Raw genomic sequence first — 21213 nt, 5'->3', positions numbered from 1 at the left:
ACTGAAAGACATCGATATGAATCAGCGAGATACCGCATCGTTTCAAAATTTCATCGGCGGACAATGGGTTTCGACCGACCGCCAATTCGACAACATCAATCCGGTGAACGGCAGCCTGATCGGCCGCGTCCACGAAGCGGGCGCCGCGGAGGTGGACGCGGCCGTGCGGGCCGCGCGCGACGCGCTGGCTGGTCCATGGGGACGTTTTAGCGTGGAGGACCGCGTCGAACTGCTTCATGCGGTCGCCGACGGCATCGACAAACGCTTCGACGATTTTCTGGCTGCCGAGATTGCCGATACCGGCAAGCCGGTATCGCTCGCGAGTCATCTCGACATTCCGCGCGGCGCGGCGAATTTTCGTATCTTTGCCGACGTCGTCAAGAACGTACCGGGCGAGTCGTTCGAGATGACCACGCCGGATGGCGGTCGTGCACTCAACTACGCGATCCGCGTGCCGCGCGGTGTGGTCGGCGTGATCTGCCCGTGGAATTTGCCGCTATTGCTGATGACATGGAAGGTCGGTCCGGCGCTTGCGTGCGGCAATACGGTGATCGTCAAGCCGTCGGAAGAAACGCCCGGCACCGCCACGTTACTTGGCGAGGTCATGAACGAAGCGGGTGTTCCGGCCGGCGTGTACAACGTCGTGCATGGTTTTGGACCCGATTCGGCGGGAGAGTTTCTCACCACGCATCCGCATGTGCAGGCCATCACCTTCACGGGGGAAACGCGTACTGGCGAAGCGATCATGCGCGCGGCCGCGCAAGGCACGCGGCCGGTGTCGTTCGAACTCGGCGGAAAGAACGCGGCGCTGGTCTTTGCCGATTGCGATTTCGACAAGGCGGTCGAAGGCGTCGCGCGGTCGGCATTCGCCAATACCGGGCAGGTGTGTCTCGGCACCGAACGCGTCTACGTGCAGCGGCCGTTGTTCGAGCGCTTCGTTGCCGCGCTGAAGACGCGCGCCGAAGCACTGCGCCCTGGCGATCCTCACGCGGACGGTATCAATTTCGGTCCACTGATTTCGAAACAGCATCAGAGCAAGGTGCTGTCGTATTACGCGCGGGCAAAGGAAGACGGCGCAACCATCGTGACGGGCGGCGGCGTGCCCGACGTGCCACGTCAGTTACGCGAAGGTGCGTGGATCGAACCGACCATCTGGACCGGGTTGCGTGACGACTCGACCGTCATCAAGGACGAAATCTTCGGGCCATGCTGTCATATCGCGCCCTTCGACACCGAGGAAGAAGCGATCGCGCTCGCCAATGCCAGCGAATATGGACTCTGCACGTCGGTCTGGACCAGCAATATCGGCACGGCGCATCGGCTTGCCGCCGCGATCGACGTGGGACTGTGCTGGATCAATTCGTGGTTCCTCCGCGATCTGCGCACACCGTTCGGCGGTTCGAAGGCATCCGGGATCGGACGTGAGGGCGGGGTTCATTCGATGGAGTTCTACACCGAACTGCGCAACGTGTGCGTGAAGCTCTGAGCGTGACAACCACCACGCCGGATTTTTTCACCACGCCGAATCAGTCATCCACCAACGCGCAAGACATCACGCGCACAGGAAAACCATGCCAATCGTTCATATCACCCTTCTCGAAGGGCGCGACGACGCGACCGTCAAAGCTTGCGTGAAAGCCGTCGCGCGCGCCGTGCATGAAACGCTGAACGCACCGCTCGGCAGTATTCGGGTGGTCGCGACGGAAACGCGGGCCACGCATTGGGCCATCGGCGACCAGACCAGGGACGAACTCGTCGCTGTCGCGGGAGAAAAAGCGAAATGACGTCCGAACTGATCGAACGTGCCGCGAATGCATTGGCCGAAGCGGCTCGCAGCGGACGCTACATCGCCCCCTTGCGCGAAACGTATCCGCAACTCCGCATTGAAGACGCCTACGCGATTCAGCGTGTCAATACCGAACGCCGGCTGGCTGAGGGACGGCGCCTCGTCGGCTGCAAGATCGGCTTGACCTCGGTGGCGGTGCAGAAGCAACTTGGCGTCGCGCAGCCGGATTTCGGCATGCTGTTCGACGACATGGGTTACGGCGATGGCGAACCCGTGCCTGTTTCCATTCTCACGCAACCGAAGATCGAAGCGGAAGTGGCATTCGTGATCGGCCGCGATATCGACGTCCCGAATCCCGGCCAGATCGACGTGCTGAACGCAATCGAATACGCGTTGCCCGCGCTGGAAATCGTCGGCAGCCGGATTGCGGACTGGAATATCCGCATTACCGACACGATTGCCGATAACGCGTCGTCGTCGGCGTATGTGCTCGGCAATACGCCGCGCAAGCTGTCCGAATTGGACCTGCGCTTGTGCGGCATGGTGATGGAGTTGCGCGGCGAGCCGGTCTCGGTTGGCGCGGGCGCGGCCTGCCTCGGTCACCCGGTCAATGCGGTGGTGTGGCTCGCCCGCACCATGGCCGCGCTGGGTACGCCGCTCAAGGCGGGCGACCTGGTGCTATCCGGCGCGCTCGGGCCCATGGCGGCGGTCAAACCGGGCGACATCTTCGAAACGCGCATCAACGGTCTGGGTTCGGTGCGAGCGGTATTCGAGGCCGATTCATCACACCATGCGGGCGAGGCACGTCAATGAGCCAGATTATCGAATACGCGACGCTGCTCGACGAGGCCGCGCACCATGCAACCGAAGTGTCCCAGTTCGATCTGGAAAGCCGTCTGTCGCTCGAACACGCTTATGCGATCCAGGCTGCCTCGGTGGAGCGGCGCATCGCACGCGGCGAGTGGCGGGTCGGCGTGAAAATGGGCTTCACGAGCCGCGCGAAAATGATTCAGATGGGCCTCTCCGATGTGATCTGGGGGCGCCTTACCGACGGCATGCAGGTCGAGGAGGGCACGGCAATCGACTTTTCGCGCTACGTCCATCCGCGTGTGGAGCCGGAAATCGCGTTCGTGCTGAAGCGCCCGCTTGCCGGCGACGTCACGGGCCCGCAAGCGCTCGCCGCCGTCGAAGCCATTGCACCCGCGCTGGAAATCATCGACTCGCGCTACAAGGACTTCAAGTTCACGCTGCCCGAGGTGATCGCGGACAACGCATCGTCGAGTGGATTCGTGATCGGACCGTGGTGCGATCCGGGTATCGATTTCGCCAATCTCGGCCTCACCGTCACGATCGACGGACGCGTCGTGCAGGTCGGCTCGACCGCTGCGTTGCTTGGCCATCCGCTGCGCTCGCTGGTCGCGGCCGCGCGTTTGTCGGCGCAGGCCGGCGAGCCGTTGCAGGCAGGCTGGATCGTGATGGCGGGCGGCGCCACGCCGGCCGAATGGATCAAGCCCGGCCAGCATGTTTCGGTCGAGATGGAAAGACTCGGTCGTGCCGGCTTTCACGTGAAGGCATGACGCGATGCCTACCGACGAAGATTATCTGAAACGCGACTCTGGAATGGACATGAACGACAAGGTGAAGGTGGCGATCATTGGGCCGGGAAATATTGGCACGGACTTGATGATCAAGGTCATGCGCAACGGCAGGCATCTGGAAATGGGCGCGATGGTCGGTGTCGATCCGCAATCGGATGGCCTGGCGCGCGCGCAGCGGTTGGGCGTGGCGACGACCGCCGAAGGGCTCGATGGGCTGCTGAAGCTCGACGTGTTCAAGGACATCGACATCGTGTTCGACGCCACGTCCGCGAGCGCGCATCGGCGTCATGACGAGGTCCTGCAGGCGCACGGCGTTCAGGTGATCGATCTGACGCCCGCCGCGATCGGCCCGTACGTGATTCCCGCGATCAATCTGGAGGCCGAGAACGCGGCCAACATGAACATGGTGACCTGCGGCGGCCAGGCGACGATTCCGATCGTCGCGGCGGTGTCCAGTGTCGCGAAGGTTCATTACGCGGAAATTGTCGCGGCAATTTCGAGCCGGTCGGCGGGACCCGGCACGCGCGCCAACATAGACGAATTCACCGAGACCACGCGCCATGCGATCGAAAAGCTGGGCGGCGCAACGCGAGGCAAGGCGATCATCGTGCTCAATCCGGCCGAACCGCCGTTGATCATGCGCGACACGGTATTCGTGTTGTGCGAGGCGGCCGACATGCATGCCATCGAAGAAAGTATCGTGAAGATGGTCGACCGTGTGCAAGCGTATGTGCCCGGTTACCGTCTTAAACAGAAAGTGCAGTTCGAACCGGTTCCGCCAGAGACGCCGCTCAACATACCCGGCCTCGGTCCACGACACGGATTGAAGGTCTCGGTGTTTCTCGAAGTGGAGGGCGCCGCGCACTATCTGCCTTCCTACGCGGGCAATCTCGACATCATGACTTCGGCGGCGCTCGCGTGTGGCGACATGATGGCGCGCCGCCGTCTCGCGGCCGGTGTTGCGCGAGGCCACAAGGAGACTGTTTAAATGAACACCACGAATAAGAAACTCTACATCTCGGACGTGACGCTACGTGACGGCAGTCATGCGGTCCGGCATCAGTACAGCGTGGCCAACGTGAAGGCGATCGCGTCGGCGCTGGATCGCGCGGGCGTCGACAGTATCGAAGTGGCGCACGGCGATGGCATCGAAGGCTCGAGCTTCAATTACGGCTTCGGTGCGCACAGCGACGTCGAATGGATTGCCGCCGCGGCGGAGAGTGTGAGCCGCGCAAAGATCGCCACGCTGCTGATTCCAGGCATCGGCACGACGCACGATCTGCGTCACGCCTACGACGCGGGTGCTCGCGTCGTACGGATCGCCACGCACTGCAGTGAAGCGGACATCGCTCGCCAGCATCTGGAGTTCGCGCGCGAACTCGGCATGGACACGGTCGGCTTTCTGATGATGAGTCACATGATCGCCCCGCACAAACTCGCCGAACAGGCGAAGCTTATGGAGAGTTACGGCGCGACCTGTGTCTATGTGGTCGATTCGGGCGGGGCGCTCGGCATGCAGGAGGTGCGCGACCGGTTTCGCGCGTTCAAGGACACGCTCAAGCCGGAAACGGAAACCGGCATGCATGCGCATCACAACCTGAGTCTCGGTGTCGCGAATTCGCTGGTGGCGGTGGAAGAGGGCTGCGACCGCATCGATGCAAGTCTTGCGGGAATGGGCGCCGGCGCGGGAAATGCGCCGCTCGAAGTGTTCATTGCAGCGGCCGAACGTCAGGGCTGGAGTCACGGTTGCGATCTTTACGGCCTGATGGATGCTGCCGACGACCTCGTGCGTCCGTTGCAGGATCGTCCAGTGCGCGTGGACCGCGAAACGCTCGCGCTCGGTTATGCGGGTGTGTATTCGAGCTTTCTGCGTCATGCCGAAATCGCGGCGAGCCGACACGGCCTCAAGACGGTGGACATTCTCGTCGAGTTGGGCAGACGGAAGATGGTCGGCGGACAGGAAGACATGATTGTCGATGTCGCGCTCGATCTGCTCGAACGAAGCACATCCTGATTGTTATCCCTCAATTTTCCCGGACAATTCAATGAAACAGACCGATCGAGTTATCTTGCTGTTTAGCCGTGTGTTGATAGCGTCACTATTCATCGTTGCAGGCGTGCGAAAACTGCTGGCCTGGAAAGCCATGCTCGGCTATTTCGGCGCGTTGGGTTTGCCGATGCCTGAGCTTGTGTTGCCGCTGACGGTATTGCTGGAGATTGGCGGCGGTCTCGCGTTGATTTCCGGCTGGCGTCTACGCGAAGTCTGCGTGGTCATGGCCTGCTTCACTTTCCTGACTGCGTTGTCGGCGCATCAGTTCTGGAATGCGGAAGGCCCGAAATACGATAACCAGCTCTACAATTTTCTGAAGAACGTTGCGTTGGTCGGTAGTTTCGCGGTGTTGTTCGTGCAGGCTCGCAGCACATCGAATGACGGTGCGGCGTTGTACGCTCGACCGATTGCTGACGGTTGATCGGGATATCGGCACATGCAGTCGGGTGAGCCGTGAAACGGAGTTCATCCGACTCTTCGAGGTTGTGGCGGCAAACGGTGGGCGTGTCCGCAACGAGCAGGAATGGGCGCGGATGGGTGGCGGGGATCGGGGGTTTAGGGACTTGAGCGGGTTATTGTTTGATTTAACATAATATAAATTAGCAACAATTTTGAATTGTAGTGGCTAAGTTGTAATGTCCGCTTTTAGCCATGTTCAAACGTCCGCTTCCCAGCGACCAGCATTCCCACCCGACACCGCCCGTCGACCGCCCAGTTATCGGGCAGCAAAAGCCGACACCAGGTAATCGACAAAGCACCGCACACGCGCCGGCATGTGCGCACCGCCGACGAACACGGCATGAATCTCCTCGCCATCGCCCGGATTAAACGCCTCCAATAGCGGAACCAGATGGCCGGCCTCAATCTGTCGATCGACCGTCTCAGCGCATACGCGCGCTATACCGATTCCTTCCACGGCGAGCTGAGCCTGAGTGTCGCCGTTATTGGTCTGCACGCTGCCCTTGACCAACAGCGAATAGTCATCGCCATCCTTGCGAAACGGCCAGCCAGACGTCGCGCGTTTGAAGTTGAAATTGATGCAGTCGTGGTCGATCAGGTCCTCCGGTATCGAAGGTGTCCCGCGCCGAGCCAGATACCCAGGAGACGCGACGATGACCTTGTGCGTCTCGCCCAGTTTGCGTGCAGTCAGCGGGCCGTCGGGAAGCGGGCCTACCCGCAAAGCAACGTCGGCCTGGCCCGCGGCAATGTCCACGACAGTGTCGGTAAGGCTGATGTCGACGAGGATCCCCGGATACCTTTGAATGAAGTCGCCCAGAAGCGGCACGAGAAAAGTTTTTCCATACACGATCGACCCGCTTACCCGAAGGCGCCCTCTCGGCGAACTCTGGTCCGTGATCAGTTGTTCGGTTTCCTTGAGATCGGCAAGAATCCGCCGGGCCGACGACAGATAAGTTGCGCCTTCCGCCGTCACGGTCAGCGCTCGGGTTGTTCGTAGCAGCAAGCGAACGCCCAGGCGCGCTTCGATGCGATCGACTATGCGCGCGATCGAAGACGGTGCGAGATTGAGATGGCGACCTGCCGCTGAAAAGCTGCGGGTTTCAGCCACCAACGTAAAGATTTCAAGGTCGCCGGCAATATCCATAAGAACTCGCTTGTGCGTGCAACGCAAAAGTATTTGGCGGATTGAGGGGATACACGTGTAGCTACCGAGCGCCTAGTATTGCGTAAAACAATGCAATGAGGAAAGTCAACCTCCGGTACCGGGAACCGGACTTGCGGACAACGGCGTCATTGGCGCGCGTCGGTCACGCGGCCTTCTCAAAGGATATTCATGGCCTCTCGTTACACGATCCACTTACCGGAAGAGCGTCTTGCAACCATCGAGGCAAAGGTCAAAGCCTATGACTGGGGCCAGTTGCCCGATACAGGCGGCTGGAAATCAGGCGTAGGTCTCGACGACCTCAAGCGTCTCGTCACTTACTGGGAAAAAACGTTCGACTGGCGACAGGTCGAGCGAGACCTCAATCAACTCCCCCACTTCACGATCGATATCGACGGCGAGTGCATTCACTTCCTTCACTTTCGTGGGAATGGTGCAAGGCCACCGATTCTTCTTCTCCACGGCTGGCCCGGCTCGTTTCTCGAGTTTGAACGGCTTTGGGGACCGCTCGCCGCCGATGGACACGATGTCATCGTTCCCTCGCTGCCGGGCTTCGCCTTCTCCAAACCGGTCACCGGCGTGATCGGCCCGCGTCGGGCTGCCGAGCTCATGCAAGGACTGATGGTTCGACTGTTTGGACAGTCGCGTTACTTCGTTCAGGGTGGAGACTGGGGACACGGCATCGCGGGCTGGATGGCGTACGATCGACCCGACGCGTTGCTCGGCATCCACCTCAACATGGTCAATCTCCTTGCCGAGGATGTTGTACCGACTACCCCCGAGGAAAAGGCCTTCGTAGCGCGACGGGACGCAATCTTCGATTGGGAGAGCGGATACAGCCATGAGCAGGAAACCCGCCCCCAGACGCTGGGCGTGGCGATGGCCGACAGTCCTGTCGGCGTGGCCGGCTGGATACTCGAAAAGTTTGGCAGGTGGGCCGATCTACCGACAACGGCCAATGGCAGTCCCGACATCTGGAGCAAGTTTTCGGAAGAGCAGATGCTCACCAATATCATGCTCTATATCGCGTCATCGTCGGTCGTGACGGCGACGTGGATCTATCACGGCAAGCGGCTGGAAGGCTCGCAGGTTTTTCCGGCAGGGGCACGTATCCGGGTGCCCGTCGGCGTCGCGGCATTCCCCGATCCAGTGTTTCCGCCACCACCGCGCTCGTTCGCCGAGAAGACCTATCACGTCGTTCATTGGAGCGAGATGTCATCCGGTGGACACTTCGCCGCCATGGAGCAGCCCGGCGCGATGCTGGCCGATCTGCGTGACTTTGTCTCCACCGTCACGGAACAATACCGCGGGAGGGTGTTTCATGATTGAGCGTGCGATAAAGAGCATCGAGACCGGCGTCTTGCGGATCGGTTACATCGAGCATGGATCACCCGGTGGATGGCCGGTCATCCTGTCGCACGGCTTCCCCTACGACGTGCATTCATTCGATGACGCCGCAACCATTCTGGTGCGGGCAGGCGCAAGGGTCATTGCTCCCTATGCGCGCGGATTTGGTCCAACGCGTTTTGTCTCCGATGATTGCATGCGAAGTGGCCAACAGGCTGCCCGCGGACGCGACATCGTCCAGCTCGCCGACGCACTCGGCCTGCAACGTCCGATCCTCGGAGGTTTCGACTGGGGTGGCAACGCGTCCTGCGTGGCTGCGGTTTTGTGGCCGGAACGAACGAGTGGCCTCGTGTCATACGCAGGCTACGACGTGATAGATGTGAGTCAACAGCAACATTGCGTCGCGCCGTCGCTCGAGCGCGTCATCTGGTACCAGCATCTTTTCCAGACCGAGCGCGGACGTGAGTGCCTGCGAGAACATCGTCGCGACCTGTGCCGGATATTGTGGAACGAATGGTCACCGGGCTGGCAATTCGATGAAGCGACTTTCGCCCAGTCCGCGACCTCTTTCGATAACCCGGATTTCGTGGCGATCGTGATCCACTGCTACCGCAACCTGGTCGGACTGGAGGCGGGAGATCCCACACTGCAGTCGCTCGAAGATCGCATTGCACAAAGACCCGCGGTGAAGGTGCCGACGGTGACTATCGACGGTACGGCGGATCCGCTCAAACCTGGTGGAACCGCTGGGCACTCATCCATGTTCGTCGGGCGGCATGAACATCGCGTTGTCGACGCGGGGCACAACCTTCCGCAGGAAGCACCAGAAGCTTTCGCCGACGCGGTGATCAGGGTGCGTGAGTGGTCTGTGCGGGAAGAAGCGGAGATGACGTAAAGCCATTGTCCGCAACCCCGTCGTTGTTGATGTCGCCGCGAGTATAGCGGGCTGCCCTTCCCTGCGTGCTCTACGACCGGCTTCAGCAAATCATGCTTCTAATGCTTCGGCAAAGACCCGCAATTCCCACCAATACGCTCACCCGAAAACGCCTTCGCGACAAACGTCGTGGAGTCAGGAAGCGAACCGTTGACGGTCGCCGAATGGTCGAGTTCGGGATACAGATGCCATTCGATCCGGTCCCCCGCCTTGCATGCGTCCGTCACAAGCGCAACCTGTCCCGGCACAAAGACATCGCGATCCTTGCCGCCGGTTCCAACGAAGATCGGAATATCCGACTTCAACGTTGGATACGCCGCCTCGCGGCTGATCTTCGCGAGCATCGGCTTCGGCGAGCGCTTGAAGCTGTCGTCGAACGTGAGCTTGTCCGCAACGATCCTCTGCTCGATGGCGTGCAGGCATTCGTGCTGACTGGTTTCGAACGCGGGCATCGCGCGCTCGGTCAGGTAGTCGGCGGGCACGAACGAAGGATCGAGCAGCGTTGCCGTGCTGAGTCGCAGCATGTCGTAACCAAAGGTGGGAACGACTGACCGGTGTGCTTTCGCCCGCTCCTCGTCGTCGGCCGTTTCGTGAACCGCCGCGTACGGCGTGCCGGTCGCGACCACGCCGACGATGTTCAGCTCGGGCGCGTAGGTCTTTGCATAGACGGCCGTCGCGAAGGCCGCGCGACCGCCTTGAGACTGCCCGAATACGACCACGCGGGACGACAGGTTGAAACCGTCATGTGCGACCGCACGGATACTGTCGAGCACGCCGTACGCGAGCGGACGCGTGAGTCCATAAGGATGCAGACCGGGTGTGCCGAGACCTTGATAGTCAGTCGCGACAACAGCGTAGCCCTGCGCGAGCCAGTAGTTCAGATAGCGGCTGTCGCGTTCGCTGCGGCTCGTGAACGACGGTGCGCAGACATCGGCGCTACCGACCGTACCGTGCGCCCATGCCATCAACGGCCAGCCGCCTTGTGGCGGTGTCCCTTTCGGCAAAAACAGCGCGCCGGACACGACGATCGGCGTGTGTTTGTCGATACCGTCGGTGGATGTGTACAGGATCCGGATATTCTGGCCGGCCTCGGTGAGGCTCTGTTGCGGCGTCAACGGTTCGGTGCGCAGCATCTGGCCGGGCGTCGCCGGAACCGTCTCCTGCCACGTGTAAAACGCGGGAACGCCACCATCGCCAGTGACCGGCAACGGTGCGGCGACTACCGCCGATGTGCCGATAACCACGGCGATGACGGGCATGAACAGTGCGCTGAGTTTTGCATTGAACATCAGGTTCTTTCCTTGATTGGATCGCGCCAGGGCGAGAGGAATGCGCAAAGACAATCTTTCGGGAATCAATTGCGTGATGAGCCCGATTGCGATGTGTGATCTATTTTCTCGTGTCCAACATCTGGAGCAGTATGGTCCAGGTGTCGTGCGGAATCCAGCATCGAGGCGCTACGCGAATGTTGCATGCAATGCAACAGAACCATATGGCTTGCTCGATCAGCTATAGCGAGGAAGACGCGCTACGAATGATGTCTCGCCACAGGTAATTGGCCGCGGGAATCAGCTTGCGGCCAAGCCGCGTTGCAATGTAGTGGTCGACTTTCTGCGCGATCGGATGATCGATGGGAATGGCGACAACCCGGCCAGTCGCCGTCTTATCGGCCGCACCAACAGGCGACGAGAACGCGATGCCGAGGTTTTCCGCCGCCAGGGAAAGCGCCGATTCGAACCGGTCGACGCGATAGGCCGGCGACACGTCGACGCCCGTCTCGCGCAGCATCTCATCGACGTAAATTTGAGCGGCGAAATTATCCGGCAAGAAGATAAGCCGTTCCATCAGGATGTCCTCGATCCGCACCGTGGCACGTCTTGCCAGTTTGTGCTGCGTCGAGACCACCACGCACAGCGGCTCGCTCCGGAAAAGGCGCGAGTTGAGGATGGGGTCGAGGGACGCGCCGTTATAGATGCAGATATCCACGATGTCGTCCCTGACCATTTGTACGAGCTTCGCTTGCGGGCCGCTGCGAATTTCCACTCTGATCTCGGGATACTTGATGCTGAACCGTTTCAACGACCCCGCAATCAGATGCGTCACGATGCCCGCACCGGCGCCGAGAGTGACGTGTCCACGACGCATGAACCGATACTCGTCGAGCTGGGCCTTGAGCTTCTGCCCCAGCTTTTCCTTTTCGTTGCTGTACTCGACGAACGCGGAACCGACCTCCGTCAGTACGGTATTGCGGCCGTGGCGAGTCAGCAGCGAGAGCTTGAGTTCCCTTTCGACGGCAGCCAGTTGACGGCTGATGGTCGACACGTTCACCCCTAGCGATTGCGCCGCCTGCCGCATTCCGCCATGCGTGGCCAGGGCGACGAGGTAGCTCAAGGTACGGTCGGAAATCGCGGGCGTATCGGGTTTCATGTCAGGGTCAAGGTCTCGTGTCCAATACGGGCGGCAAAGGTCGCACCGTATCGATCGATCTTAGAAAATTTTTAGTAGACGACCGGTCTACTGTGAGCTATAGTCCGTCCATGGCTACCGCAAACACCGCTCAAACTACCGACGTCCGCGAGAACATCATCGCCGTGGGTCAACGGCTGATCGGCGCCAAGGGCTTTTCCGCCGTTGGCCTGAATGAAATTCTCTCGGAGGCCGGTGTGCCGAAGGGATCGTTCTACCACTACTTCGGTTCGAAAGATGCGTTCGGCGTGGCGCTGCTCGAAAGCTACTTCGAGGAGTATCTGGCCGACATCGACCAGACGCTGGCTCAACCTGATCTGAACATGGCGCAGCGGTTGCTGAACTACTTCCGGATCTGGCAGGAAACCCAGTCGTTCGAAGACTGTCAGGGCAAATGTCTGGCGGTCAAACTGGGCGCCGAGGTGGCGGACATGTCGGAAGCGATGCGTGCCACGCTGAAGCGCGGCACGGCGGGAATCGTTAGCCGGCTCGCGCATGCGATCGAGGTCGGTGTGGCCGAAGGATCGCTTTCGATCGACGGCGATCGGCAGAGCGTCGCGCAGAGCCTGTATCAGTTGTGGTTGGGCGCCAGCATCATGGTGAAGATCGTTCGCAACATGAAGCCTTTCGACACCGCGATGAAAACGACGAAGCACATGCTTCACCTCACCCGCTGACCGATCGGGTCAGCAAGCGCACTTCTCCGGAAGTGCTTTTTTTAGAATCTGTTTGTAGACGACTGGTCTACTAGATCGATAATTTACTCAACGCGTCACCGACTCACCACGGAGAAACGACATGAAAGTATTGATGGTTCTGACCTCGCATGACCAACTGGGCAACACGGGTCTCAAGACGGGTTTCTGGCTCGAAGAACTGGCCGCCCCCTACTACACATTCAAGGAAGCCGGCGTGGAGATCGTGCTGGCGTCGCCCAAAGGCGGCCAGCCGCCGCTCGATCCGAAGAGCAACGAGCCGGCCAATCAGACCGACATGACGCGCCGTTTTGAACTCGACGCCGAGGCGACCGCGCAGTTGGCCGCCACCGTGCGCCTCGACCAGATCACACAGGCGGATTTCGATGCGGTGTTCTACCCCGGCGGTCATGGTCCGCTGTGGGATCTCGCTGAAGACCGCAACTCGATCGCCCTGATCGAGGCCTTCATCGCCGCCGGCAAGCCCGCCGCGCTGGTCTGCCATGCGCCGGGCGTGCTGCGCCACGTCAAGGCGACGGATGGCAAGCCGCTGGTCGACGGCAAGAAGGTGACCGGCTTCGCCAACTCGGAGGAAGCGGCCGTCGGCCTGACCGATATCGTGCCGTTCCTCGTGGAAGACGAACTCAAGTCCAAGGGGGGCGTGTATTCGAAAGGCGAAGACTGGGCGTCGCATGTCGTCACCGACGGTCTGCTGATTACGGGGCAGAACCCGGCTTCGTCGTCGTCGGCCGCGGCGATTCTGATCAAGCACCCGGCGCTCGCCGCGAAATAACGGGTAGCGAATAGCAAGTGTTGATCTGTCTGCATGGGGTTGCCGTCTGGCGACTCCGTGTGGAATACGCGGCAGGCAGGCAATCGGTTTTCCCTGTACGCAGAGCCGGCTTCTAACTAGTCCAACGAGGTGGTGTCGTGAACAAAAGCATTGAGAACAACGTCGTCCTGACGAACCCGAATACGCCCTTCACCGTCGGCGCAACGTCGCGCAATCCCGCCACCGGCGAGTTCATCGCGCACTACCCATTCCAGACCGCTGACGAAGTCGAAGCCATGCTCGCGAACAACGCCGCGGCCTACCAGCTCTGGCGCGCCACGCCGATGACCGAACGCGTGGCGACCTATCGCCGTCTGGCGATTACATTGCGCGACCGGTCCGACACGCTGGCATCGCTGATGACCGCTGAAATGGGCAAGACGCTCGCCGCCGCCCGAGCCGAAATCGAAAAGTGCGCCGCGACGATCGACTGGATCGCCGAACACGGTCCCGCTTACCTCGCCGACGAAGCCGCGCCGGTCGACGGCGACGACGAAGTGCACGTCTCCTACCTGCCGATCGGTTCCATCCTCGCGGTCATGCCGTGGAATTTCCCGCTCTGGCAGGTGATTCGCGCGTCGGGCCCGATCATGCTGTCGGGCAACGGATTTATCCTCAAGCACGCGGCCAACGTGATGGGCTCGGCGTACGCATTGCAGGACGCGTATGAAGCCGCCGGTTTTCCGGTCGGACTGTTCACGAACCTGAACGCCGGCAACGAGACCGTGGCGCGCGTCATCGAAGATTCCCGCGTGGCGGCCGTCACGCTCACGGGCAGCATGCGGGCAGGATCGGCGGTGGCATCGACCGCGGGCAAGGCACTCAAGAAGACCCTGCTCGAACTCGGCGGCGCCGACGCGTTCATCGTGCTGGCCGACGCGAACATCGAACTGGCCGTCAAGGCAGCGATCGAGGCGCGCTTCCAGAACGCCGGTCAGGTTTGCCTCGCGGCGAAGCGCTTTATCCTCGAACGACCCATCGCGGAAGAATTCACGCGCCAGTTCGTCGCCGCCGCCGCTCAGGTGAAGGCCGGCGATCCGCTCGACCCGTCCAGCACGATCGGGCCGATGGCGCGTACCGATCTGCGCGACGAACTACACGATCAGGTCGTGCGCACGATCGAAGCCGGCGCGACGCTGCTGCTCGGCGGCCAGAAAACCGAAGGTGCCGGCAACTACTACGCGCCGACTGTTCTCGCCGATGTCACGCCCGGCATGGCTGCCTTCGATGAAGAAACCTTCGGACCAGTCGCCGCGATCACCGTGGCCGAAAACGCCGAACATGCGATCGAGCTCGCCAATACCAGCGACTACGGCCTCGGTGGAAGCTTGTGGACGAATGACGTCGCCCTCGCCCAGCGCATTGCGCGACGCCTCGAAACGGGCGGCGTTTTCATCAACGGCTTCTCCGCTTCCAATCCGCGCATTCCCGTGGGCGGCGTGAAGAAGAGTGGCTATGGACGCGAGCTGTCGCATTTCGGTTTGCGCGAGTTCACCAATGCTCAGGCAGTGTGGGCCAAAACCGTCGATTGACTTGCAGTCACGCTTGCCTGTCGACCTGGAGCCCATGAATACAGCGCCGCCTAGGTCCCCGCCCGGCGGCGCCCCAGCGAACTCAACACCGACGCAATGAGCGGGCTATCGCGCTCGGTGCTCCATGCCATGCCAATGGTCACCACGCTCACGTTTTCCTTCAGCGGACGGAACACGACATTCTCCGAAGCGAGCGACCGCAAGGACTCCGGCACCAGCGCAACGCCCTGTCCGCAGGAGACGAAGGCAACCTGCGACGCCACCGAGCGAACGTGATGCAGGATCCGCGGCGAAAAGCCGTTGGCGCGGCACGCCGCGATCAGGCTGTCGAAATAAACCGGACTTACGTGCCGCGGAAACATGACGAAGTTTTCGTTGGACAGCGTGGCGAGGCGGATGCGCGTCAAGCCGGCCATCGGATGTTCGCTCGGCATCACGACCACCAGGCGGTCCTGCTTCAGCGGCGTCGATTCGATGGTCGGCGCGAGGTCGCCCTCGAGACGCGCGAACGCCAGATCGACATCCCCCGCGAGCAAGGCCGGCACGGCCTCGGCGCTGTCGATCTCGCGCACGGAGATGGTGAGTTGCGGATACTCGATCTTGAGCCGCGCGACCAGCGGCGGCAGCACGTCGACCATCGCCGAGGTGATCGCGCCGATCGTCAGCAGTCCGCTATTTCCTTCCACCGCCTCCCTGACCGCAAACTCCAGACGTTCGAGCTGATCGGCGAATTTTTTCACCGCCGGCAGGATCGCCGCGCCGACCGGCGTCAATTGCGCGCCCTTTCGCGAGCGCTCGAACAGCTTCACCTTCAAGGCCTGCTCGAGTATCTGGATCTGCTCGGTGAGGGGCGGCTGAGACATGTTCAGACGCCGCGCGGCACGCCCAAAATTGCCCTCCTCGGCGACCGCCAGAAAGAGCCACAGGTGACGAATGAGCCGAAAGTTGACCATCTTTATTCATAGCCTCCGCGTATCGAACTATTCCGGAATTCAAAATATACATATCGAACTATAGATGTGAGACTGGCCTCCTCACAACCACATCGAGACTTGTCATGACGGAGCGCTCGTTACTCGACCGACTCGCGACCCTCGACACCAATACGGTGTCGGACGCGCTGGATTTTCTCGGCCTGACTGGGGCAACGGTCGGTATCCGGCCGCTGTGGGACTGCCCGAAGATCGTCGGACGGGCCAGCACCATCCAGCTGGGTCCGAAGACCGAAGCGAAAACGGCCGCGCACATCATCACGCCGGTGATCGCCGAAATCGACACCGACGACCGGGTGCTGGTCATCGCCGGCGGCCTGGAAGGCATCTCCTGCTGGGGCGACATCATCGCCAACGCCGCGCAATACAAGCAGGTGCGCGGCTCCGTGATCGACGGCGTGAGCCGCGACATCGAAGGCAGCGAATCGATCGGCTACCCGGTCTACGGCCGCGGCATCACGATGATCAGCGCGCGTAACCGCGTCGCCCAGCTCTCTTCCGGTGAACCAGTGCGGTTCGCCGGCGTGACGGTCAGCGAAGACGACTACGTGATCGCCGACCGGTGCGGCACGGTGTTCGTGCCCGCCGGCCGCATCGAGGAAGTCGTCGAGCTGGGCGAGCGGATCACGCGGCGTCAGGACGCCATGGTGCAGGCGGTGCGCGCCGGCCGCTCGGTCGCGGACGTCATGCACGACAAGGAATTCGACGCCATCAAGGAGAACAAAGCGCAATGAACCAGGAAGATCAGGAACTGTGTGCCCTGTTTGAGGGCCTCGACACGCCGGGCGTGTCCGACGCGATGGACAAGCTCGGTTTGCCGGGCCAGTGCTTCGGCATCATGCCGCTGGCCGATTATCGACGCGTGGTGGTCGGCCCCGCGTTCACCGTCAAGTATGTTCCGGCCAGCACGCCGGCCGGCAGCGTCGGCGACTTTCTCGACGAGGTGGCGCCGGGCGACGTGGTCGTCATCGACAACGCCGGCCGCACCGACTGCACCGTCTGGGGCGACATCATGACCCTGTACTCGGGCCTGCGGAAAATCGGCGCCACCGTGATCGACGGCGTGTGCCGCGATGTCGGCAAGGCGCTCGGCGACGACTACCCGATGTTCACCAAAGGACGCTTCATGCGCACCGGCAAGGACCGCGTGCAGGTCGACGGCATCAACGTGCCCGTGTCGATCGGTCAGGCCCGCGTGTGCGCGCGCGACATCGTGATTGCCGACGTCAACGGCGTCGTCGTCGTGCCGCGCGAGCGCGCCCGCGATGTGGCCGCCACCGCGCGCCAGATCGAGGTCACCGAACAGCGCATCCGCGACGAGCTGTCTCAAGGCAACACGCTGGGTCAGGCACGCAAGAATCTCGGCTATCACACGCTGCAACGGAAATCGTCATGAGTCAGGAATCGCTCGCAAGCCAACTGCCCGGCGATTTCGCCGAGCGCTGCCGCAAGCTCGGCAGCTCCACGCTGTTCGAGGCGTCCGGGCTGCCCTGCGCCGCCGATCCGCTGATTCGCGGCGTGTGGGACGGCGCCTTCATTGCCGCCCCGGCGTTCCCGCTCGAATGTTCGCCCGGCGACAACCTGGGCATTCACGTCGCGATGGAACAGGTGCCGCGCGGCGCCGTGCTGGTGGTGAGCACGTCGAACTTCGTCGCCGGTTACTGGGGTGAAGTGTTGACGGTCGCCGCCGAGGCCGCCGGTGTGGCCGGGCTGATCATCGACGGCGGCGTGCGGGACCTGGCGGCCTTGCGTAGCCGGAACTTCCCGGTGTTCTCGCGCGGCATCAGCGTGCGCGGCACGGTGAAGGCCAGCGTGCCGTCGGTCGGCCAGCCGATCACCTTTACCGGCGTGCGGGTGGCGCCCGGCGACCTCGCGGTGGCCGACGACGACGGCGTCATCGTGATTCCGGCGGCGCACGCCGAACGCACGATCGTGGCGGGCGAGGAACGCGCGGCGAAGGAAGCGGCGATGATGCAGAAGCTCGCCAACGGCGCGAAGACGCTCGAACTGCTCGGCCTCACGCACTGGAGAACGCTGAAATGAGCGGCGAGCGTCCCTTTCTGAATGTGCACCAGGCCAAGGCGCAACCCTCGGCGACGTACCGGATGATGGACCGCGTCGCGTCGCGCCGGGCGTCCGGCGCGACGGTGATTTCGTTGAGTGCCGGCGAGCCTGACTTCGATACGCCGGCGCACGTGCGCGAGGCCGCCATCGCGGCGATTCACGCCGGCCATACGCGCTACACCCAGGTCGCCGGCATGCGCGCGCTGCGCGAAGCGGTCGCCGAAAAATTCCGCACGGAGAACGGGCTGGAGGTCGGCTGGCAGGACACCATCGTTTGCAGCGGCGGCAAGCAGGTGATCTACAACGCGCTGGCCGCCACGCTGAACGAAGGCGACGAAGTGATCGTGCCCGCGCCGTATTGGGTCAGCTATCCGGAGATGGTCCAGATGGTGGGCGCGACACCCGTCATCGTGTCGTGCGGCGCGGCGAGCGGTTTCAAGCTGACGCCCCGCGCACTGCGCGAGGCCATCACGCCACGCACGCGCTGGCTGATCCTGAACTCGCCGTCGAATCCGACCGGCGCGGTCTACACGCGCGAGGAACTGGCCGCGCTCGCCGGCGTGCTGCTGGATCATCCGCACGTGCACGTGCTGGCCGACGACATCTACGAGCATTTGATTTTCGACGGCGCGGCATTCCATACGATCGCGGCAGTCGAACCGCGTTTGCAGGCGCGTACGCTGACCATGAACGGCGTGTCGAAAGCCTACGCGATGACGGGCTGGCGCATCGGCTTCGCCACCGGCCCCCGCTGGCTGCTCGATGCGATGGAGAAGCTTCAGGGGCAGCAGACGTCCGCGGCCTGCTCGATCTCGCAGTACGCGGCGCTGGCTGCGTTGAGCGGACCGAAGGACTTCGTGCACGACACCCGCGCGGTGTTCGAGCGTCGCCGGGACAGGATGGTCGCGTCGCTGAACGCCACGCCCGGTCTCAGCTGCGCGACGCCCGGGGGCGCGTTCTACGCATTCGCCTCGTGCGAGGGTTTGATCGGGCGCACCAGCGCGGCAGGCGTCAAGCTCGACAGCGATGAAGACGTCGCCGTCGCGTTGTTGAACGAGGCCGGCGTCGCGGTTGTCCATGGCAGCGCGTTCGGGTTGGGACCGTTCATCCGCATCGCCTATGCGCTCGACGATGCGTCGCTCGAGAGGGCTTGCGAAGCGATCCGGCGCTTCTGCGTCTCCGTGCGCTAACGGGACGAGTTGTCACGACGCGGTTCTCGCCGGCGCGACGACCGGCTTTAAAAAGCGGTCGTCGTCGCCGGATCGGGCGTGCAGGAAGGTGTCAGGCTAGTACTCGATATCGTTCGAACTCAGCAACATGTCGGTCAGGCCTGACCCCGCGCGCACCATCGGCCACACGTTCTCCGAGCCGTCGATCGCGAAATCCATGAAGACGGTGCGATCCTTCAGCGCGAGCGATTCGCGCAGGGCCGCTTCGACATCGCCCGGGCGCTCGATGCGCAGACCCACATGTCCATAGGCGCGAGCCAGTGCCGCGAAATCCGGCAATGCGTCCATGTACGACTGCGAAAACCGGTCGCCGTAATGGACATGCTGCAATTGCCTGACCATGCCGAGATAGCCGTTGTTCAGCGAAACGATCTTGACGCCGAGGTCGTACTGCTTGCAGGTCGACAACTCCTGAATGCACATCTGGATCGAACCGTCGCCGGTCACCGTCACCACGTCCGCGTCCGGAAACGCGCGTTTCACCCCCATTGCGTAGGGCAATCCGACTCCCATCGTTCCCAGTCCGCCGGAGTTGATCCATCGACGGGGGCGATTGAACGCATAGAGTTGAGCCGCCCACATCTGATGCTGCCCGACGTCCGAGCACACGTAGGCCTCGCCGCCGGTGATCTCCCACAATTTTTCGATCACGAACTGCGGCTTGATCAAACGGTCGTCACGCTTATACGCAAGACAGCGCCGGTCCCGCCAGGCGCCGATGTCGTGCCACCACTGATCGCGGCCGGTCAACGCGGGCGGCTCGTCGTGCAGATGCTTGAGGATCGTGCGGACCACAGCCTTCGCGTCGCCCACGATCGGAATATCGACCTTCACCCGCTTGTCGATCGTGGCCGGGTCGATATCCACGTGAATGATCGAGCGGTCGTGCTTCAGAAAATCGTCCGGATCGCCGATGACGCGATCGTCGAAGCGCGCGCCCAGCGCAATCATCACGTCGCAGTTCTGCATCGCCATGTTGGCTTCATAGGTGCCGTGCATGCCCGGCATGCCGAGGCAGCGCGCGTCGCTGCCGGGTATCGCGCCGAGCGCCATGAGCGTATTCGTGACAGGTGCATCGAGAAGCCGCGCGAGCGCCACGATCTCTTCGCTTGCCTGTGCCGCGATGGCGCCGCCGCCCACGAAGATGCAGGGACGGTGCGCGGTTCTGAGCGCCCTCGCCGCGCGGCGGATCTGTGCGGGATGCGCGTCGGTACGCTCGCGGCAGGATCGAATCTGGACCTGTTCCGGATAGACGAATTCGGCGATCGCCTGCAGCACGTCCTTCGGAATGTCCACGACGACTGGACCAGGACGGCCCGTGCGTGCGATGTGAAATGCTTTCTTCAGCGTAAGCGCAAGATGCTCGATACCCAGCACGAGAAAGTTATGCTTGACGATCGATCGGGTAATCCCGACCGTATCGCATTCCTGGAAGGCGTCCGTACCGATCGACGCCGACGGCACGTTGCCGGCGATCACCACGATCGGGATGGAGTCGAAATACGCGGTCGCGATACCGGTCACCGCATTGGTCACGCCCGGACCCGACGTGACGAGCGCAACGCCGACCTCGCCGGTGGCGCGTGCGTATCCGTCCGCGGCATGTACCGCGGCCTGCTCGTGACGCACCAGCAGGTGAGTGACGTGCTCATTTTCCTGGAGCGCATCGTAGATGGGCAGAACGGCGCCGCCGGGATAGCCCCAGACCGTGTCGACACCTTCGCGCAGTAGCGCGGCCACGACCATTCGCGCGCCGGACAACAACGTTCCGTCGCTGGCGCCCCGCGCGTTAGCGATCTGCTCGATTCCCATTTCCGCTACTTTCACTGCCCTCTCCGATCCAGATGACACTGGGCGGCAACGTGCCCGTCCAGCAGATTTTCACGTTCGATCACGTTGCATTTCGACATCGCGACCGCGCGCGGCGATCGCATCAATCGTTCAATGATGGTATTTCGGCGACGACCGTGAGTGGTGTCGAAATCGAGGTGAATGCGTGCCGCCACGGCACGATCGGGAAGCGAAGCGGCACTTCGCCATCCGGATATGCTGACAGGCCGCCGGCGG

21 protein-coding genes and 1 pseudogene are annotated in these 21213 nt (G+C 62.2%); 16 read left to right on the top strand and 6 right to left on the bottom strand.

The genetic code is table 11. The features are described from left to right. The first annotated feature begins 16 nt into the window (after positions 1-16). The 7 genes and pseudogenes from LFL96_RS34560 to LFL96_RS34530 all read left to right on the top strand — a co-directional run bounded on the left by LFL96_RS34560 (position 17) and on the right by LFL96_RS34530 (position 5855). Entirely contained in the window at positions 17-1486 is a 1470-nt protein-coding gene (locus LFL96_RS34560; protein WP_281002377.1) for a 2-hydroxymuconic semialdehyde dehydrogenase, read from the top strand. A 40-nt stretch (positions 1487-1526) separates the two neighbouring features. Beyond that, positions 1527-1784: pseudogene (locus LFL96_RS34555) on the top strand (tautomerase family protein); the annotation flags it as partial. Then, on the top strand, positions 1781-2599 hold the full coding sequence (locus LFL96_RS34550; RefSeq protein WP_281002376.1) for a fumarylacetoacetate hydrolase family protein: 819 nt from the start codon (positions 1781-1783) through the stop codon (positions 2597-2599). The pseudogene LFL96_RS34555 and the gene LFL96_RS34550, both read left to right, overlap by 4 nt. Further along, positions 2596-3363: a fumarylacetoacetate hydrolase family protein gene (locus LFL96_RS34545; RefSeq protein ID WP_281002375.1), complete on the top strand. Its 768-nt coding sequence runs from the start codon at positions 2596-2598 to the stop codon at positions 3361-3363. Before LFL96_RS34550 ends, LFL96_RS34545 begins: the two co-directional genes overlap by 4 nt. Positions 3364-3412: 49 nt before the next feature. Next, complete coding sequence (locus LFL96_RS34540; RefSeq protein ID WP_281003940.1) at positions 3413-4372, top strand: acetaldehyde dehydrogenase (acetylating); 960 nt, start codon at positions 3413-3415, stop codon at positions 4370-4372. Then, complete coding sequence (gene dmpG, locus LFL96_RS34535) at positions 4373-5398, top strand: 4-hydroxy-2-oxovalerate aldolase (RefSeq protein ID WP_281002374.1); 1026 nt, start codon at positions 4373-4375, stop codon at positions 5396-5398. A 31-nt stretch (positions 5399-5429) separates the two neighbouring features. Further along, entirely contained in the window at positions 5430-5855 is a 426-nt protein-coding gene (locus tag LFL96_RS34530) for a DoxX family protein (RefSeq protein ID WP_281002373.1), read from the top strand. A 294-nt stretch (positions 5856-6149) separates the two neighbouring features. On the opposite strand, the gene LFL96_RS34525 is transcribed toward LFL96_RS34530, so the two are convergent. Further along, positions 6150-7037 carry a LysR family transcriptional regulator gene (locus tag LFL96_RS34525; RefSeq protein ID WP_281002372.1) on the bottom strand — a complete coding sequence of 296 codons (888 nt, stop codon included), beginning with the start codon at positions 7035-7037 and terminating at the stop codon, positions 6150-6152. A 189-nt stretch (positions 7038-7226) separates the two neighbouring features. Between LFL96_RS34525 and LFL96_RS34520 the strand changes: the two genes are divergently transcribed. Continuing rightward, a complete protein-coding gene (locus tag LFL96_RS34520; RefSeq protein ID WP_281002371.1) occupies positions 7227-8384 on the top strand; it encodes an epoxide hydrolase family protein in 1158 nt (385 codons plus the stop codon). Beyond that, on the top strand, positions 8377-9297 hold the full coding sequence (locus LFL96_RS34515) for an alpha/beta hydrolase (protein ID WP_281002370.1): 921 nt from the start codon (positions 8377-8379) through the stop codon (positions 9295-9297). The genes LFL96_RS34520 and LFL96_RS34515 overlap by 8 nt, the downstream gene beginning before the upstream one ends. Positions 9298-9395: 98 nt before the next feature. Here LFL96_RS34515 and LFL96_RS34510 read toward each other — a convergent pair whose 3' ends face one another. After that, entirely contained in the window at positions 9396-10595 is a 1200-nt protein-coding gene (locus tag LFL96_RS34510; RefSeq protein WP_281003939.1) for a lipase family protein, read from the bottom strand. A gap of 250 nt (positions 10596-10845) precedes the next feature. Continuing rightward, complete coding sequence (locus LFL96_RS34505; RefSeq protein ID WP_281002369.1) at positions 10846-11763, bottom strand: LysR family transcriptional regulator; 918 nt, start codon at positions 11761-11763, stop codon at positions 10846-10848. A 110-nt stretch (positions 11764-11873) separates the two neighbouring features. Between LFL96_RS34505 and LFL96_RS34500 the strand changes: the two genes are divergently transcribed. The 3 genes from LFL96_RS34500 (at position 11874) to LFL96_RS34490 (ending at position 14861) form a co-directional block, all read left to right on the top strand. Then, complete coding sequence (locus tag LFL96_RS34500) at positions 11874-12479, top strand: TetR/AcrR family transcriptional regulator (protein ID WP_281003938.1); 606 nt, start codon at positions 11874-11876, stop codon at positions 12477-12479. Positions 12480-12600: 121 nt separating this feature from the next. Further along, positions 12601-13290, top strand: a complete 690-nt coding sequence (locus LFL96_RS34495) for a type 1 glutamine amidotransferase domain-containing protein (RefSeq protein ID WP_281002368.1) — start codon at positions 12601-12603, stop codon at positions 13288-13290. Positions 13291-13427: 137 nt separating this feature from the next. Further along, on the top strand, positions 13428-14861 hold the full coding sequence (locus LFL96_RS34490; RefSeq protein WP_281002367.1) for an NAD-dependent succinate-semialdehyde dehydrogenase: 1434 nt from the start codon (positions 13428-13430) through the stop codon (positions 14859-14861). A gap of 50 nt (positions 14862-14911) precedes the next feature. On the opposite strand, the gene LFL96_RS34485 is transcribed toward LFL96_RS34490, so the two are convergent. Continuing rightward, positions 14912-15814 carry a LysR family transcriptional regulator gene (locus LFL96_RS34485; RefSeq protein WP_281002366.1) on the bottom strand — a complete coding sequence of 301 codons (903 nt, stop codon included), beginning with the start codon at positions 15812-15814 and terminating at the stop codon, positions 14912-14914. A 104-nt stretch (positions 15815-15918) separates the two neighbouring features. Here LFL96_RS34485 and LFL96_RS34480 point away from each other — a divergent pair, with 104 nt between their 5' ends. The 4 genes from LFL96_RS34480 to LFL96_RS34465 are packed head-to-tail and all read left to right on the top strand — an operon-like array spanning position 15919 to position 19107. After that, complete coding sequence (locus LFL96_RS34480; protein ID WP_281002365.1) at positions 15919-16587, top strand: RraA family protein; 669 nt, start codon at positions 15919-15921, stop codon at positions 16585-16587. Then, positions 16584-17249, top strand: coding sequence for an RraA family protein (locus LFL96_RS34475; RefSeq protein WP_281002364.1), 666 nt, complete (start codon positions 16584-16586; stop codon positions 17247-17249). The genes LFL96_RS34480 and LFL96_RS34475 overlap by 4 nt, the downstream gene beginning before the upstream one ends. Next, positions 17246-17896, top strand: a complete 651-nt coding sequence (locus LFL96_RS34470; RefSeq protein WP_281002363.1) for a dimethylmenaquinone methyltransferase — start codon at positions 17246-17248, stop codon at positions 17894-17896. Before LFL96_RS34475 ends, LFL96_RS34470 begins: the two co-directional genes overlap by 4 nt. Further along, complete coding sequence (locus LFL96_RS34465; protein WP_281002362.1) at positions 17893-19107, top strand: pyridoxal phosphate-dependent aminotransferase; 1215 nt, start codon at positions 17893-17895, stop codon at positions 19105-19107. Before LFL96_RS34470 ends, LFL96_RS34465 begins: the two co-directional genes overlap by 4 nt. A 96-nt stretch (positions 19108-19203) precedes the next feature. Here LFL96_RS34465 and ilvB read toward each other — a convergent pair whose 3' ends face one another. Together ilvB and LFL96_RS34455 are read right to left on the bottom strand one after the other, a co-directional pair. Then, positions 19204-20958 (bottom strand): biosynthetic-type acetolactate synthase large subunit, encoded by a 1755-nt coding sequence (gene ilvB / locus LFL96_RS34460; protein WP_281003937.1) that lies wholly within the window; start codon positions 20956-20958, stop codon positions 19204-19206. A gap of 11 nt (positions 20959-20969) precedes the next feature. Beyond that, complete coding sequence (locus tag LFL96_RS34455) at positions 20970-21152, bottom strand: hypothetical protein (protein WP_281002361.1); 183 nt, start codon at positions 21150-21152, stop codon at positions 20970-20972. Positions 21153-21213 lie beyond the last annotated feature (61 nt).

This window comes from Paraburkholderia sp. D15 (genome assembly GCF_029910215.1).
Lineage (GTDB): Bacteria > Pseudomonadota > Gammaproteobacteria > Burkholderiales > Burkholderiaceae > Paraburkholderia.
This window is presented reverse-complemented; position numbering and strand designations above follow the sequence as displayed.

Coding starts and splice junctions, on each gene's coding strand:
- LFL96_RS34540 (WP_281003940.1), top strand. CDS start 3,413: ATGAACGACAAGGTGAAGGTGGCGATCATTGGGCCGGGAAATATTGGC.
- LFL96_RS34470 (WP_281002363.1), top strand. CDS start 17,246: ATGAGTCAGGAATCGCTCGCAAGCCAACTGCCCGGCGATTTCGCCGAG.
- LFL96_RS34515 (WP_281002370.1), top strand. CDS start 8,377: ATGATTGAGCGTGCGATAAAGAGCATCGAGACCGGCGTCTTGCGGATC.
- LFL96_RS34560 (WP_281002377.1), top strand. CDS start 17: ATGAATCAGCGAGATACCGCATCGTTTCAAAATTTCATCGGCGGACAA.
- LFL96_RS34500 (WP_281003938.1), top strand. CDS start 11,874: ATGGCTACCGCAAACACCGCTCAAACTACCGACGTCCGCGAGAACATC.
- dmpG (WP_281002374.1), top strand. CDS start 4,373: ATGAACACCACGAATAAGAAACTCTACATCTCGGACGTGACGCTACGT.
- LFL96_RS34530 (WP_281002373.1), top strand. CDS start 5,430: ATGAAACAGACCGATCGAGTTATCTTGCTGTTTAGCCGTGTGTTGATA.
- LFL96_RS34505 (WP_281002369.1), bottom strand. CDS start 11,763: ATGAAACCCGATACGCCCGCGATTTCCGACCGTACCTTGAGCTACCTC.
- ilvB (WP_281003937.1), bottom strand. CDS start 20,958: ATGGGAATCGAGCAGATCGCTAACGCGCGGGGCGCCAGCGACGGAACG.
- LFL96_RS34465 (WP_281002362.1), top strand. CDS start 17,893: ATGAGCGGCGAGCGTCCCTTTCTGAATGTGCACCAGGCCAAGGCGCAA.
- LFL96_RS34485 (WP_281002366.1), bottom strand. CDS start 15,814: ATGGTCAACTTTCGGCTCATTCGTCACCTGTGGCTCTTTCTGGCGGTC.
- LFL96_RS34520 (WP_281002371.1), top strand. CDS start 7,227: ATGGCCTCTCGTTACACGATCCACTTACCGGAAGAGCGTCTTGCAACC.
- LFL96_RS34545 (WP_281002375.1), top strand. CDS start 2,596: ATGAGCCAGATTATCGAATACGCGACGCTGCTCGACGAGGCCGCGCAC.
- LFL96_RS34525 (WP_281002372.1), bottom strand. CDS start 7,037: ATGGATATTGCCGGCGACCTTGAAATCTTTACGTTGGTGGCTGAAACC.
- LFL96_RS34475 (WP_281002364.1), top strand. CDS start 16,584: ATGAACCAGGAAGATCAGGAACTGTGTGCCCTGTTTGAGGGCCTCGAC.
- LFL96_RS34510 (WP_281003939.1), bottom strand. CDS start 10,595: ATGCCCGTCATCGCCGTGGTTATCGGCACATCGGCGGTAGTCGCCGCA.
- LFL96_RS34495 (WP_281002368.1), top strand. CDS start 12,601: ATGAAAGTATTGATGGTTCTGACCTCGCATGACCAACTGGGCAACACG.
- LFL96_RS34480 (WP_281002365.1), top strand. CDS start 15,919: ATGACGGAGCGCTCGTTACTCGACCGACTCGCGACCCTCGACACCAAT.
- LFL96_RS34550 (WP_281002376.1), top strand. CDS start 1,781: ATGACGTCCGAACTGATCGAACGTGCCGCGAATGCATTGGCCGAAGCG.